Genomic DNA, 14,650 nt, shown 5'->3' on the forward strand with positions numbered 1-14,650 from the left:
CCCCTTCATTCCCTTTTAACTACTGCTCTATGTATATGAAAGGAAACAGGCCGCTATACAGATCGCTTCAATTTACATGGTAGAGCATATGCTTTGCTTATGACTTACGTTTCGAAGGTAACTCTAGATGGTTTCAGAGATGCGATATTCGGGCTTTATATATAGGAAAAAAAACTTTACTCCCCTCTTTGTAACCGTTATAATTAAATAACATGCAATGTGAAATTGAGTTTCAATAGATGAAACAAGGAGGCGCACATATGCCAAGCAAGGATCATTTCTCGTTGGCCCGCACCCTGGAATCAGGTGGCAAATCTTATCGCTATTATGATCTTAACTCCCTTGAGGAACAGGGATTGGGCTCTATCTCTTCCCTTCCTTTCTCGATCAAAGTATTACTTGAGGCGGCTGTTCGTCAATTTGACGGACGGGCGATTACAGAAGAACATGTGAAACAATTGGCTGATTGGTCAGGCGACATTGATCGCAATAAAGAAATTCCGTTTATCCCTGCTCGTATCGTACTTCAGGACTTTACCGGTGTTCCGGTAGTCGTAGATCTGGCAGCTATGCGTGATACGGTAAAGAAAGCCGGAGGAGATCCTAAACAGATCAACCCGCTCGTTCCCGTTGACCTTGTAATTGACCACTCTGTTATGGTTGATGCTTTCGGTACGGCAGACGCTTTGGAATATAATATGAACGTGGAGTTTGAGCGCAACGAGGAACGTTACCGTTTTCTTCGCTGGGCACAGACCGCTTTCAATAACTTCCGTGCGGTTCCTCCAGCTACCGGTATCGTGCATCAGGTGAATTTGGAGTATTTGGCTTCCGTAGCCACAACTAAAACTATCGATGGTGAAACTGTCGTTTATCCAGATTCCCTTGTTGGAACGGACTCCCACACTACGATGATCAATGGACTTGGAGTTGTAGGCTGGGGTGTAGGCGGTATTGAAGCTGAAGCAGGTATGCTCGGACAACCGCTCTATTTTGTTACACCAGATGTAGTGGGCTTCAAGCTTACAGGCAGCCTTATCGAAGGGGCTACAGCAACAGACTTGGCATTGACAGTTACTGAAATGTTGCGTAAAAAAGGCGTAGTCGGCAAATTCGTCGAATTCTACGGTCCTGGTCTTGCTAACATCAGTCTTGCTGACCGGGCAACGGTTGCTAACATGGCGCCAGAATACGGAGCAACGATCGGTTTCTTCCCTGTAGATGAAGAGACACTTGCTTATCTCCGCAGCACGGGTCGTCCAGATGATCTGGTAGAGCTCGTTGAATCTTATTACAAAGCACAAGGCATGTTCCGCACTTCGAATACGCCAGATCCTGAGTTCAGCGATGTAATTGAACTTGACCTAGCTTCTGTCGTTCCAAGCTTGGCTGGACCAAAACGTCCGCAAGACCGGATCGAACTTACGCATATGAAAGAAAATTTCGAAGGTATTATCCGTACACCTGTAGACAAAGGCGGTTACGGTCTCAGCGATGAGAAAATCGCCCAAGTTGTAGAAATAGAACATAAAAATGGCACCAAAAGCAAGCTAAGCACAGGCGCGGTCGTGATCGCAGCAATTACAAGCTGTACGAATACTTCCAACCCTAGCGTTATGCTTGGTGCAGGTCTTCTGGCGAAAAAAGCTGTGGAACGTGGTCTGACCAAACCAGCATACGTTAAGAGCAGTTTGACTCCAGGATCATTGGTAGTTACTGAATATTTGGAAAAAGCAGACCTGCTGAAGCCGCTTGAAGCACTGGGCTTCTACTTGGCTGGCTATGGCTGTGCTACCTGTATCGGTAACTCCGGTCCTTTGCCAGAAGAAGTAAGTCAAGCTATTACTGACAACGATATGACTGTTGCCGCAGTAATCTCCGGTAACCGTAACTTTGAAGGCCGCGTACATGCTCAGGTCAAAGCCAACTACTTGGCTTCACCGCCGCTCGTAGTTGCTTACGCACTGGCTGGCACTGTAAATATCGATTTGCAGACTGAACCGCTCGGATTTGATCCACAAGGTGAGCCAGTATTCCTGAAGGATATTTGGCCAACTACTGCTGAAATTCGTGAAGCAATCGGTCTCTCCCTTAGTCCGGAGATGTTCCGTCGTAAATACGAGAATGTATTCACTGCTAATGAACGTTGGAATTCTATCCCTGTTCCACAAGGCGAGCTGTATGAGTGGGATGACAACTCCACGTATATACAGAATCCGCCATTCTTCGAACATCTGGCAGACGGTCTGGGAGACATCAAGGATATCAAGGATGCACGCGTTCTGGCGTTGCTTGCTGATTCCGTAACGACCGACCATATCTCACCTGCGGGTAATATCTCTACCTCTGGTCCTGCCGGCGAATATTTACGCGATCATGGTGTAGAACGTGCAGACTTCAACTCCTACGGCTCACGCCGCGGAAATCATGAAGTCATGATGCGTGGTACATTCGCTAATATTCGGATTCGTAATGCAGTAGCTCCAGGTACAGAAGGCGGAGTTACAACCTTCCTGCCAAGCGATGAAGTCATGTCCATCTATGACGCTTCCATGCTGTATCAGGACGCTGGACAGAATCTCATCGTAATCGCCGGTAAAGAATACGGCACAGGAAGCTCACGTGACTGGGCTGCCAAGGGCACGCTTCTGTTGGGTGTTAAAGCTGTTATCGCTGAGAGCTTTGAGCGGATTCACCGCAGCAATCTGGTTGGTATGGGTGTGCTTCCACTGCAATTCCAGGAAGGCCACGGCTGGAGCAGCTTGGGACTGACCGGACGTGAGACTTTCAACATTACCGGCCTCGATAACGAGGTGACACCAAGCCAAGATCTAACTGTTACCGCTACCCGTGAAGACGGTACTCAATTCGACTTCCCTGTTACTGCACGACTCGACAGCACGGTTGATATTGATTACTATCGCAATGGTGGTATTCTACAAACTGTACTTCGTCAAATGCTGGCGGATGCCACAGATTCTTCGGCTGTATCGGTAGAATAGGTTTAACGTAAGACGCACAAGGGAGTGCCCTTTGGCCATTAAGGCTAGAGGCACTCCCTTGTCTTATTATATTTGGATATTAAACGGCCAGCCTCCGATCATCCGGAGACTGGCCGTTTTTCTCATGTTGGGCTATGGAATCATCATGCCCATTTCACTTGCCGCTTCCTTCAAGATGGCGGCATACTCTACTAACGTATCCCTAGACAGGCGGCTGACCGGCCCTGACAGCGATAACGCAGCAATCACATTTCCACTACGGCCTGTGACAGGCACCGCCACAGCGGCCGCACCAGACTCACGTTCTTCGAAACTAGTAGCATACCCCAGCCGGATGATCTCATTAAGCTGATCTTTGTATACGTTCTTCTCAACGTAGTCCGGCCACTCTGAACTCTCCAGTAGCTCTCTCAACACCTCAGGCGGTGCGTACGCTGCTAACACCTTACTCGACGCCCCTACGGATAATGGCAGCCTCGCACCGATCTGTGCGACTCTACGAATCGCCTGCTGGCTCTGTACCGCCTGAATACGTACGCGTTCAATACCATCCCGTAAGTAAAGACTGACCGTCTCTCCGAGTCGATCTCTCAGCCGTTCCATAGATGGCAGCAATACCGCTGCCGACTCGTCAAAAGCAGGCAGATGCGTAGACAACTCCCAGATTCGTATACCCAGCCTGTATTTTTCTGTCGCCGGATTGCGAATAAGAAAGCCCTTTTCCTCGAGTGTTGCCAGCAATCTGTGGACTGTACTCTTATGTAAGTCAATCTTTGATGCGATCTCCGTCAACCCTAAATCACTGTCCTGCGTAAAACAAAGTAATATGTCGAGCGCACGTTCTACCGCGCGTACCGTTAACTTTCGGTCCTCCACAGTAATCCCCCCTCGTGTTTCATCAAATGAAACGCGGTTACATTATAATTAACTCTATCTTAGTGCAAAACTCTACGGAAAGTCCAGTATATTCACTGAGCCGAAAAAGACTGGTCCGCACTTTACAGTTACATTACAAAACGTTCTAATTCATTGACTTTGTAAGTGCTTCAACATACGATAAATATATTAATGCTTTAGTATCATTTTCGACAAATTATCCTAGGCACTAGTACTCACATCATACTTAGGAGGGGACCTTATGGATCTGACAACTAGCCGAGCCGGCACGTCAGTCTCCCGTCGTCCTAAACTACCTAATCAGGGCAGTTCATCACGACTATCGCTGCGGATGATCCGTGTTAAGCATATTATCGTTGCATTGCTATTATCTATATTTTTCTTTTTAGCATTTTGTTTTGTCTCGCTTCATGGCTACATCGCTTGGGTGCTATCCAATCCAACCGTCGCGCCACTGTACTCCAATCCTATGATTGCCAAAGGCCTCGCCTACGAGGATGTAACCTTCCCAGCTAAGGATGGCAGTCGCATGATGAACGGCTGGTATATTCCAGCCAAGGATGCCACTAAGACTATCGTATTCAGTCATGGCTATGGTGCCAACCGCGAAGAGTCTTGGGTACCTATGTACGATCTCGCTCACTATGCACACAGTCTGAATTTCAATGTCGTAATGTTTGATTACGGATTTGCTGCCCAAGGTAATAAGGATATTGCAACCGGCGGTAAAAAAGAATCCCAGCAGCTTCTAGGCGCCATTGATTTCGCAAAGGAACGCGGAGCTAAAGAGCTCGTTGTTTGGGGCTTCTCCATGGGTGCTGGCACAGCACTGCAAGCAGGATTAGTATCTGAGGACATCGACGCGATGATTCTGGACAGCACCTTTTTGTTAGAACCAGACACGCTATATCATAATATTAAGCAGAATATCGATCTGCCGCGCCAGCCTTCCCTGGCGATCATGGAAATGCTGTTCCCGGTACTGAACGGTACGGGACTAGATCAAATTCCTTATGCAAAGGTTAAATCCAAAGACTATCCTTTCCCTATCCTATTCATGCATGGAACCAAAGACGATAAAGCACCTTATCCTATTGCCGAAGAACTAGCAGCAAATCAGAACAATGTGTTCTCAGATTCCTGGATCATTGAGGGTAGTCATCATGAGCTGTTGTTCCGCGAGCATCCCCGTGAGTATTTGCGGCGGGTCTCCGCTTTCTTAGGGAATGTTCATCTGGCCAAAAATAATACTGGCGATCAGCCAGCGATGGCAAGTAATTAACTAAGCGTTAATAACCATACGAACAGCCTCTTCCAGGGACAGAAAGAAATGTATCCTAGGAAGAGGCTATTTTGGTCCCCAGGAAAGAAAGAAGCCAAAGAGGCACTCTAAGTTTATGTTCTTCATAACCTTCCAAGACCGTTCATATAATGGACTGATAAAGACATATCACGGGAGGTTTTCTTGACATGCTATATGTATACGGGCCGATGCTGCCAGTACGTATTCTAGAAGAAATCGTTTTTTGGAAAACACAAGAGAAGGAGCATACCGAAGTCATCAAAGCGATCGTACCTAAATTAGAGGAGCCTTATGTGAAACTCCTCGATGAATGGGCCGTTGTTTTTGGTGCAACTGAGCAGGCGGCACAGCAGCTATTGAATGCTGCCCTTTCCGCTTCTCCTCCGCCACAGGCAGAACTCACTGCGGAAACCGAGAAACTGCTACATATCTCCTGCAATCAATCCCAAGAGTTCGTCCGGCAGCTCTTTGCCATCATGGAGAGTAGCGCAGCGGTCAAAGCCGTCCCCCTTGCAACTACTGTCATTCTGCATATTATTCGCGAATCAGAATACTTCCTAGCCGTACTGCAGACACTCAGCTCGCCCGGAAAGCTTTCACAAGTCATGCGCGATTACACTGAGGATTATGTCGTAAACATCGATACAGACGATACCATGCGGAATGATGGATTCTCTACTTTTACAGATACTGTTCCTGAAATCCGCGATAAAAAAGACGCGGTACCCATTGGCGGCCATACGCTACCTCCCTTGCCTTACGCCTATAATGCACTAGAACCTTATATTGACGAAAAGACGATGAGAATTCATCACGATAAGCACCATCAAAGTTATGTAGATGGATTAAACAAGGCTGAAGTAAAATTAGCAGATTCCCGTAAGAACGGTGACTTCGATCTCGTTAAACATTGGGAGAGAGAATTAGCCTTTAATGGTGCAGGCCACTATCTTCACACGATCTTTTGGAACGTAATGTCTCCGCAAGGCGGGGGCCGCCCAACAGGTGCGTTACTAGAAGCTATAGAACAAAGCTTCGGAAGCTATGACAGCTTCAAGAAGCAGTTCACCGAAGCTGCGAATAAAGTAGAAGGTGGCGGATGGGCCATTCTCGTCTGGAGCCCACGCAGCCATAGACTAGAAATTCTCACTGCGGAAAAACATCAGAATTTATCGCAATGGGACGTTGTTCCGCTCTTGGCCTTGGATGTATGGGAACACGCCTACTATCTGAAACATCAGAATAATCGTGCGGATTATATTAACGATTGGTGGAAGGTCGTCAACTGGCCATATGTGTCAGAGCGTTATGCCGCTGCCAGTAAACTGGCATGGAAGCCTTACTGATCTCATTCCACTTCGTAGAGGACATCACTTCTATTCGCTTATATTGACCCAAAAGAACCCATCGTTCACAAAAAGTGAATGATGGGTCCTTCTAATTTCGAGGCATAGACACCTCTATATACTATTCTTTAATCAAGCTCAGAAACTCCGCACGAGCGGCAGCATCCTCCCGGAAGACCCCTCTAGTAGACATGGTTACCGTCTTGCTGCCTGGCTTCTTCACTCCACGTGCGCACATACAAAGATGTTCACCTTCCACAACGACCATAACGCCGCGAGGGCTTAGTACCTCCGTCATAATATCCGCAATTTGCGTCGTAATGCGCTCTTGAACCTGCAAACGCCGACTCACTGCTTCAACTAGGCGAGCTAATTTGCTAAGCCCGGCAATCCGTCCGCTCGGAATGTATCCAATATGCACTTTACCGAAGAAAGGTGCCATATGATGCTCACATTGGCTGTAATAGACGATATCCTTCACGATCACTAGCTCTTCATGAGACTCATCAAAAGTAACACCGAGCGCCTCGCGGGGATCTATCGAATAACCGCCGAATATCTCCTCGTACATCCGCGTAACACGTGCTGGTGTTTCAAGCAGTCCCTCGCGGTCAGTATCTTCACCGATTAATTCTAATATTTTCTCAACGTGATACTCGATTTGCTCACGGTTCTCTGATACTTTACCATTCACGTATTCATTGATGTTCCCCATGATGTCTCCCCCTTCCGCACCCGTATAATTTCTATCCGGACCCGGTTACTTACTTCTACGTTTATTCCCTTTAGCCGCTCCTGGGCGGGCGCCTGTCTGGTTCTGATTCTTCATCATCTGTTGGGCACGTTGCATTTGTTTCCCATTCAGGTTATAACCCATTTGTTTCGCAACCTTTTGCAGCATTTCAGGATCATTCTGCATAGTTGTCATTTGTCTGCGCAGATAATACACACCGATAAAAAATCCACCGATGAGACCTACGACCAATGTAATAATAGGTAATGCGATATTCATCTAAAGCCCACCTCTACACTCTATTGTCTGCATCGCCATATGGCGCGCGAATCTATCATAGCATTTCGAGAACTGGACAGCAATTGGGAATATGCAACCTGTCTATGATCTTTTTCCTTCATTAAACATCGCTGTCCTCTCGTGCCTGCTTCGCAGTAAGGAGCACATCCTGTGCCCGGCTCAGCATTTCTTTTACCGTGTCATGCTCTTCGCGCTCTAAAGCCGATTCAACAGCAGCTAGAGCCTCCTCACCACCGATGCGTCCCAGCGCCCAAGCAGCAGTGCCTCGCATCTCAGGCCGCGGCTCTTTCAGAACAATTTCTGTTAGCTTTGGCACAGCTTCTACTTCCTTGAAATTACCTAGAGCGATGATCGCATTTCGTTGTATCGGCTTTTTGCCTCTCCAGGCAGCAGAGCTATTTCCGAATCTCTCTTTGAATTCACGATTGCTAAGATCCAGGATTGGCATTAACAATGGCTTCACGATTTCAGGATCAGGCAGCATCTGAGGGCGATGATTCCAGTTCTTCCCTCGATTCTTGGGACATACAATCTGGCAGGTGTCACAGCCGTATAGACGGTTGCCAATCTTGGTCATGTATTCGTCACTCAGAAATCCTTTGGTCTGCGTCAGAAAAGAAATACAAGCCTGCGCATTTAGTTGACCTGGACCCACCAGCGCGCCGGTCGGGCAGGCATCAATACACTTGGTACATTCCCCACAGCCTTCTTCAACAGGTTCATCCGGAGCAAAAGGAATGTTCGTAACCATCTCCCCTAGATAAATCCAAGATCCCCATTTGGGCGAGATGATAGAACAGTTTTTGCCGCTGAAGCCTATTCCTGCTCTTTCCGCAACCGCTCTATCTACCAGCACACCGGTATCGACCATACTTTCCAGCACAGCCTCCGGCGCACGCTCATGAATAAAGTCCTCTAACTTACTTAAAGCCTCCCTCAGCACATGATGATAATCCCTGCCCCATGATGCTCGGGCGAGAATGCCTCTTCGTGCACCTGGCTCAGACTTCGGGGGATTCTCCATTTTGGAGGGATAGGCCACAGCAATCGAAATAATAGACAAGGGCTTGTCCCCAGAGCTCAGTGCGGGGATCGTCCTTTTATCCAGATCCGGTTCCTCGAAACCAGATTCATATCCTTTGTCTCGGTGGTTTTGCAAAATATTTTTTAAATATAAAAATGGTTCTGCTGTAGTAAACCCGATATCATCAATACCGAGTGACGTCGCAGCCTCCTGAATCTCCGCTTTAAGCTGTGCCCACTTGGAAGGCGGGGGTGCATACGGTGACTGAAATGTATTGTTCATTTCCGCCTTCTCCTTTCATGTTATCGATAAAATTCTTATAACCCTTTCAGTTTAGACAGCGGCCACCAGATATAATCCGCTCTGCCTACAATCATGTCCTGAGGGATCGAGCCGAAATAACGGCTATCTTTGCTTGCTGAAGCATGACGGTTATCTCCCATGACAAAATAGTTGCCGCTCTCCACAGTTAACGCCGCGAAATCCGGGTCTTCAATCTCGGTATCTATATACGGCTCATTCACTATTTTTCCATTCACATATAACTGGTGATCCTTCACTTCTATGATATCTCCAGGTATGCCAATGACACGTTTCACTAAAAAGTCCTTCCGGCTAGGCCCCGTGCTAGGATCATGAAGAATGACGACATCCCCGTGTTTCGGGTTTACAAACATCAATGAAAGCTTATTAATAAAGAGCCTCTCACCTTCCACAAGCGTTGGCTGCATAGACTGACCTTTAACCGTTGATATATTGAACACAAAAATATTAAGAACCGACATTAATGCAAAAACAACTACCGCTGTAAGCAACCAATCCTTCAATTCCGCGGCCAAACGACCACCAAAGCCTTTCTTTGATCTGGAGGATCTATGTCTTTGCTTCCGATTACGCATGAACTCTACTTGGGACTCCTGACTCAATATGTCACCTCTTCGATTATTGATGTCTATACTTGCAGATATTATAACAATAAAAAAGCATATCTCCCAGCCATTAGTAATGGACTTCTGGAAAATACGCTTGAGTATGAATGAAACAGACTATATCATCAACTATAGTTCTTTATTTAGTAAATGTTTCCGCTTACGCAGCTGAGTAATCAAAATTACCCAACAATGCTCAGCTTCCGGACAGATTTGAAAATTTGATCCTCGCTATATCCCATAGCTTCATACAATGGCAATGCAAAAGAATTATGCTCATCGACAGCTACGTAGATACCACTAACCTTACGAGCTTGAAACCTGGATTCCATAGCCGATACCAGACTTCTACCGACTCCTCTGCGGCGATAATCAGGATGTACAGCAATCCGGAAATAACAACCGTGGTTTTTCTCAATCGTACCAATCAGTGCTCCAACAATTTCTTCTTCATCTTCCGCAACTACAATGAGATCTGAATCCCATGAAAGCTGCCTGGAGAAAGGCTCGATAGTGTTCTCGAAACATTCTTCCGATAATGCTGTTTGCAGCAAATCAGTCACAGGGCTAACGTCGCTTAATTGAAAGGAACGAACGTGCATTCTTTAAAATCTCCCTTGTCTATGGCTTATGAATTTAACAAAAAGAAGGGGTTCCCTTAACATTGAGAAAATAAAAAAAAGCATCAAATACCGAGGAATACCTGCTTTTAAATCTATTAAAGCACACTTTTCTCGTGATATCATCATTTTTCTTTTGAAAGCGCTTAATATCAAGCGTTTATATTTTTGCTAAGATTCATTGTTTCATTATAAGGGTAATTATAACGAGTTATGTCTATAGAGTGAAGGCTCTTTCTTTTTACATTTTAAATACAATTGATGATCTTGTTTACACTCCTATCATACTTTATAAACATTTATGTTTGTTTAGTGTTGCATTATTGATCCAGATACTGTTTAATTAAAGTATCCTATTGGGAGATACCCTATAGTACATATCAACAATAAAGAATTTTGACGATAAACCGCCGAAGTTCTTTATCTATACAAATTCTAATATACTCAGGAGGGATTTTTCCATGGCATTTCAATTACCAGCACTTCCTTATGCAAACAACGCACTCGAACCACACATCGACGCTTTGACGATGGAAATTCACCATGATAGACACCATAACACATATGTGACTAATCTGAACGCAGCTTTGGAAAAGGCACCTGAATTGCAAAGCAAAAGCATCGAAGAACTTCTTACAGATCTGAACGCTGTACCAGAAGCTATCCGTACTGCTGTTCGTAACAATGGTGGCGGACACGCTAACCACACCTTGTTCTGGGAAGTTATCGGACCAAACGGCGGCGGCGCACCAACTGGTGCACTTGCAGCAGCTATTGACAGCGAACTGGGCGGATTCGAAAAATTCAAAGAAGATTTCGCAGCAGCAGCAACTACTCGTTTCGGCAGTGGCTGGGCTTGGCTAGTTGTTAAAGATGGCAAACTGGCAGTAACAAGCACACCTAACCAAGACAACCCAATCAGCGAAGGCGCTACTCCAATCCTCGGACTTGATGTATGGGAGCATGCTTACTACCTGAACTACCAAAACAAACGCCCTGATTACATCAAAGCGTTCTGGAACGTAGTAAACTGGGAAGAAGTTGGCAAACGTTACGAAAGCGCGAAATAAGGTATTAAATTCGGCTTGAGCCATAGATCATCCTATGGCTTCACCATTTAACTAGACCTAAACAAAGAAGGTATCTCCAAGCTGCAATGGCTCAGGGATACCTTCTTTTGTTTGGGTCTTATTTGGGTCGGGGTGTTTAGGGTTGGGTTGAGACTGGTTTCGTTAGAAACAGATTCGTTAAAAACAAGGTTCGTTAGAAACAAATAGGGTAGATCATTATCCTCGGATATTTCTTTTTTTATGCCGCTTGAATTGAATCCATGAATATGGACCGGGACTCCCCTTTATCGTACCACTGTTGGAAAGACGCCAAAATGAGGTATTCTGCTTCTATTTAGATGCGTACGCCACTCTCTCTTCATACATAACTTATATATTCAACACATCAAACTACATCGACGCATTAACATATTTCTTACACTAGAGAATTTGAATACTTTGCTTACTTCAGGCACTTCTCATATATCTGCTGCTTCTCTTACAACTCATTCTTCTGCCACATCGGATAAACTGCTACTTCCCCGACTTCGCCAGCTCTTCCTGCTCATCGAAATAAAGGTTCAGCAGCTTCAAGAAGACATTAGGAAACGCATAATTAGCCATGTCCTCACGGCTGATCCAGCGAACAGCTCCGCCATCCTCTGGACTAGCATTACCGTCCTCAAATCTCTCGACGGGCAGGCTGCTGTCCATCTCTGGGAACAGGCCTGCATCCGCGGTGTAGGCTGCCCGTCCTTCTGCCGCTATTGGCAGCGGAAGGGCGTCCTCCTCCCTGCAGCGATACACCTGCAGGGTCCACACAATATGGCTGAAGATATGCTCAGCAGCCATCCAGTGCTCCTCAGGCCGGGCGGAGATCCCGGCCTGCCGCAGTGACCGGCGCAGCCGGTCCAGCGCCGCGGCCTCCGGCAGCCCCGCGCTCTTAGCGCTGCCTTCCGCTGGCGGCGCCTGCCAGTGCGGCAGCTCCCACATGCGGGCTAACAGCCCGCTTTGTGGCCGCTGCCGGATGAGCACTTGGCCCGCGTGGGCACCGCGGCCCTCGATTAAGGCCGCCAGCCGCTCCTCTGGGCGCGGCGGCTTGGCCTTGGTCTTGACGGGCAGCGAAGTCTCGCAGCCCGCCAGGCGCGCAGCGCAATGCTCCATCACCGGGCAGGTTAAGCAGCTCGGTGATTTCGGGGTGCATACGAGCGCCCCGAGCTCCATAAGCGCCTGATTAAATGAGGCAGCTTCCCCCTCCGGGATCAGCTCAGCCGCCAGGCGCTCCATTTTCACGCGGGTGGGTCCCTTAGCGATATCATCCTCGATGAGGAAGTATCGGGACAACACCCGCATTACATTACCATCTACCGCTGGCTCTGGTCGATTAAACGCGATGCTTAGAATAGCCCCTGCTGTGTAAGGACCCACTCCCTTTAAACTAAACACCGCCTCACGGTCGTTCGGTACCTGTCCACCATAAAGCTCCTTTACCTGCTTGGCTGCATGCTGTATATTACGTGCGCGGGAATAATATCCTAAGCCTTCCCAACACTTAAGCACGTCTTCTTCAGGGGCGTCAGCGAGTGACTCCACCGTCGGAAAGCGTTCAATAAAACGATTAAAATAAGGGATTACCGTATCTACCCTTGTCTGCTGCAACATGATTTCAGAAATCCAAATATAATAAGGATTGCGATGCCTGCGCCATGGCAAATCCCGCTTCTGCCCTTGATACCACTCCAGCAAATGATAACTGAAATATTGCTTGGCCTCCCGCAGCTCCTGATCTTTTTTATCTTGTCCTTCTCGTCCTTCTTCTCGTTCCTGCAAATCCTGTCGTTCTTGTTGTTTCATTGTAACTCTCCTTGCCCTTCTATAATCACGGTTCAATTCATGAACCTAGCTCCTCCACAACCGCAAAAGCTGAAGCCAAATCACGGCCATGTGTAATCGTAAGATGAATGGTGTACTTCTGTCCTTCAGGTAGATCTAATCTGCTCCAGGCTTCGCATGATAAAGTTACTTCTGGCTTACCTTTACGGTTAGGTAATATCTCAATATCCTGAAAGCCAACCACATTACCAATGCCACAGCCTAAAGCCTTCACAACAGCTTCCTTGGCAGCAAAGCGCCCCGCTACGAACTCAGCCAACCTTCCACCTCGTTGCTCAGCAAGTCCATACTCTTGCTCCGTTAGGATGCGCTGGTTAAATTTCTTGCCCTGTCCCCTACGCATTACCTCTGAGATACGCTCAATTTCTAACACATCATGTCCGATTCCGTAAATCAAAATTTCACACTCCTTATGGATGTGTATCCTATACTACTTCAATAATGGTATGATCATTAAACAGGTCATTCATTTCAATTTTAAATTATAGTCCTATAAGATTCTTTCTGCTATCTTAAAAGAAAATGCTTTGGAAGTCTATCCAGGAGCCTTCGTGATGGACTTGCTGATTTACTTCATTTATATAAAGAAAGAGGGGATTACCCTATGCAGCATCGTAATTTCGAAATACCCGCTGGTGAAGGCACTGTTCTCCGCTGCTCACACTTTCCTGCCCAAGAAGCACCTAAGAGCCTTATCGTTATTGCACACGGTTACAAGGGCTTCAAAGATTGGGGGATGTTTCCTTACATAGCTACTACTCTCAGCCAAGATCATGAAGTGATCACCTTCAACTTCTCTCATGCTGGAATCGGAGAGGATCTGCTGCATTTTACCGAGCTTGAGAAATTCGCCCGCAACACCTTTCGTCGTGAGCTGAAGGACATGGAAATACTGTTGTCCTACCTTAGCCAGCACCCGAAATTCGGCAGCTTGCCCTTATTCCTTCTCGGGCATAGTCTTGGAGGGGGAATTTGTCTTGTCTACACGCTTGACCATCCCAGTGAAGTTAGCGGGGTCATCTCCTGGAACGGGGTTACGAAGCTCGATTTATTGACGGAAGAACAAAAGCAGGAGATGAAGCAAACAGGACGAACCCATGTCCTTAATGCACGTACGGGCCAACAAATGCCGCTGGATGCTGTTATTTTAGAAGATATGGAGAACCAACAAGAACGTTATAACATCCTTGAACGTATGAAGACAGCGTCCTTCCCAGTTGTTCTTATTCAAGGCAGTCTGGATGGAGCGCACCTCCGGCAAGGATCTGAGCAACTCACTGAACTCCGACCCGATATTAACTGGGTTCATATTCCTGAGGGTAATCATACCTTCGGAACTGTCCATCCTTTTGCCGGAACTACCCCGCAATTAGAGCTCGCGATTGCTTCGACTACTGATTTTATCAATCAAACGCTAGCTAACTAAGAACCTTGTAGCTTATCCATCTCACAAAATATCCCCACAAAGTGAGGCTTTGCTTTGATGAGTACTCAGGTACTTTACTGGGGGCCAAAATATATACTTTCTGATATGTTAAAAACCGCCACGAGAGC

The 14,650-nt window shown here is 46.8% G+C and carries 12 protein-coding genes and 1 pseudogene; 5 read left to right on the top strand and 8 right to left on the bottom strand.

Translation table 11 applies throughout. The features are described from left to right. Positions 1 to 260 precede the first annotated feature (260 nt). A complete protein-coding gene (gene acnA, locus L1028_RS12410) occupies positions 261 to 3,002 on the top strand; it encodes an aconitate hydratase AcnA (RefSeq protein WP_076285875.1) in 2,742 nt (913 codons plus the stop codon). 132 nt (positions 3,003 to 3,134) lie between these two features. Here the strand turns inward: acnA and L1028_RS12415 are convergent, their stop codons facing one another. Next, positions 3,135 to 3,878 carry an IclR family transcriptional regulator gene (locus L1028_RS12415; protein WP_234534195.1) on the bottom strand — a complete coding sequence of 248 codons (744 nt, stop codon included), beginning with the start codon at positions 3,876 to 3,878 and terminating at the stop codon, positions 3,135 to 3,137. A gap of 262 nt (positions 3,879 to 4,140) precedes the next feature. Between L1028_RS12415 and L1028_RS12420 the strand changes: the two genes are divergently transcribed. Together L1028_RS12420 and L1028_RS12425 are read left to right on the top strand one after the other, a co-directional pair. Further along, complete coding sequence (locus tag L1028_RS12420; protein WP_234534196.1) at positions 4,141 to 5,181, top strand: alpha/beta hydrolase; 1,041 nt, start codon at positions 4,141 to 4,143, stop codon at positions 5,179 to 5,181. 188 nt (positions 5,182 to 5,369) lie between these two features. Continuing rightward, a complete protein-coding gene (locus L1028_RS12425) occupies positions 5,370 to 6,548 on the top strand; it encodes a Fe-Mn family superoxide dismutase (RefSeq protein WP_234534199.1) in 1,179 nt (392 codons plus the stop codon). 121 nt (positions 6,549 to 6,669) lie between these two features. Here L1028_RS12425 and folE read toward each other — a convergent pair whose 3' ends face one another. The 5 genes and pseudogenes from folE to L1028_RS12450 form a co-directional block, all read right to left on the bottom strand. Continuing rightward, complete coding sequence (gene folE, locus L1028_RS12430; protein ID WP_234534201.1) at positions 6,670 to 7,263, bottom strand: GTP cyclohydrolase I FolE; 594 nt, start codon at positions 7,261 to 7,263, stop codon at positions 6,670 to 6,672. A 45-nt stretch (positions 7,264 to 7,308) separates the two neighbouring features. After that, complete coding sequence (locus L1028_RS12435; protein ID WP_042123938.1) at positions 7,309 to 7,560, bottom strand: YneF family protein; 252 nt, start codon at positions 7,558 to 7,560, stop codon at positions 7,309 to 7,311. A gap of 130 nt (positions 7,561 to 7,690) precedes the next feature. Further along, positions 7,691 to 8,887, bottom strand: a pseudogene (queG, locus tag L1028_RS12440) (tRNA epoxyqueuosine(34) reductase QueG); the annotation flags it as partial. A 35-nt stretch (positions 8,888 to 8,922) separates the two neighbouring features. Then, complete coding sequence (lepB, locus tag L1028_RS12445; RefSeq protein ID WP_234534238.1) at positions 8,923 to 9,531, bottom strand: signal peptidase I; 609 nt, start codon at positions 9,529 to 9,531, stop codon at positions 8,923 to 8,925. Positions 9,532 to 9,716: 185 nt separating this feature from the next. Then, complete coding sequence (locus L1028_RS12450; RefSeq protein WP_234534240.1) at positions 9,717 to 10,136, bottom strand: GNAT family N-acetyltransferase; 420 nt, start codon at positions 10,134 to 10,136, stop codon at positions 9,717 to 9,719. A gap of 479 nt (positions 10,137 to 10,615) precedes the next feature. Here L1028_RS12450 and L1028_RS12455 point away from each other — a divergent pair, with 479 nt between their 5' ends. After that, positions 10,616 to 11,224 carry a superoxide dismutase gene (locus tag L1028_RS12455; protein ID WP_042184652.1) on the top strand — a complete coding sequence of 203 codons (609 nt, stop codon included), beginning with the start codon at positions 10,616 to 10,618 and terminating at the stop codon, positions 11,222 to 11,224. Between the two features lie 513 nt (positions 11,225 to 11,737). On the opposite strand, the gene mutY is transcribed toward L1028_RS12455, so the two are convergent. Together mutY and acpS are read right to left on the bottom strand one after the other, a co-directional pair. After that, the gene (gene mutY, locus L1028_RS12460; RefSeq protein ID WP_234534242.1) at positions 11,738 to 13,057 is read right to left on the bottom strand and encodes an A/G-specific adenine glycosylase; all 1,320 of its coding nucleotides are present in this window, start codon (positions 13,055 to 13,057) and stop codon (positions 11,738 to 11,740) included. Between the two features lie 37 nt (positions 13,058 to 13,094). Beyond that, positions 13,095 to 13,493, bottom strand: a complete 399-nt coding sequence (acpS, locus tag L1028_RS12465) for a holo-ACP synthase (RefSeq protein WP_234534245.1) — start codon at positions 13,491 to 13,493, stop codon at positions 13,095 to 13,097. A gap of 207 nt (positions 13,494 to 13,700) precedes the next feature. On the opposite strand from acpS, the gene L1028_RS12470 reads away from it, so the two are divergent. Next, entirely contained in the window at positions 13,701 to 14,522 is an 822-nt protein-coding gene (locus L1028_RS12470) for an alpha/beta hydrolase (protein WP_234534247.1), read from the top strand. Positions 14,523 to 14,650 lie beyond the last annotated feature (128 nt).

Source organism: Paenibacillus pseudetheri (genome assembly GCF_924513355.1).
GTDB lineage: Bacteria > Bacillota > Bacilli > Paenibacillales > Paenibacillaceae > Paenibacillus_AQ > Paenibacillus_AQ pseudetheri.

Coding starts and splice junctions, on each gene's coding strand:
- acnA (WP_076285875.1), top strand. CDS start 261: ATGCCAAGCAAGGATCATTTCTCGTTGGCCCGCACCCTGGAATCAGGT.
- L1028_RS12420 (WP_234534196.1), top strand. CDS start 4,141: ATGGATCTGACAACTAGCCGAGCCGGCACGTCAGTCTCCCGTCGTCCT.
- L1028_RS12425 (WP_234534199.1), top strand. CDS start 5,370: ATGCTATATGTATACGGGCCGATGCTGCCAGTACGTATTCTAGAAGAA.
- folE (WP_234534201.1), bottom strand. CDS start 7,263: ATGGGGAACATCAATGAATACGTGAATGGTAAAGTATCAGAGAACCGT.
- L1028_RS12435 (WP_042123938.1), bottom strand. CDS start 7,560: ATGAATATCGCATTACCTATTATTACATTGGTCGTAGGTCTCATCGGT.
- L1028_RS12450 (WP_234534240.1), bottom strand. CDS start 10,136: ATGCACGTTCGTTCCTTTCAATTAAGCGACGTTAGCCCTGTGACTGAT.
- L1028_RS12455 (WP_042184652.1), top strand. CDS start 10,616: ATGGCATTTCAATTACCAGCACTTCCTTATGCAAACAACGCACTCGAA.
- mutY (WP_234534242.1), bottom strand. CDS start 13,057: ATGAAACAACAAGAACGACAGGATTTGCAGGAACGAGAAGAAGGACGA.
- L1028_RS12470 (WP_234534247.1), top strand. CDS start 13,701: ATGCAGCATCGTAATTTCGAAATACCCGCTGGTGAAGGCACTGTTCTC.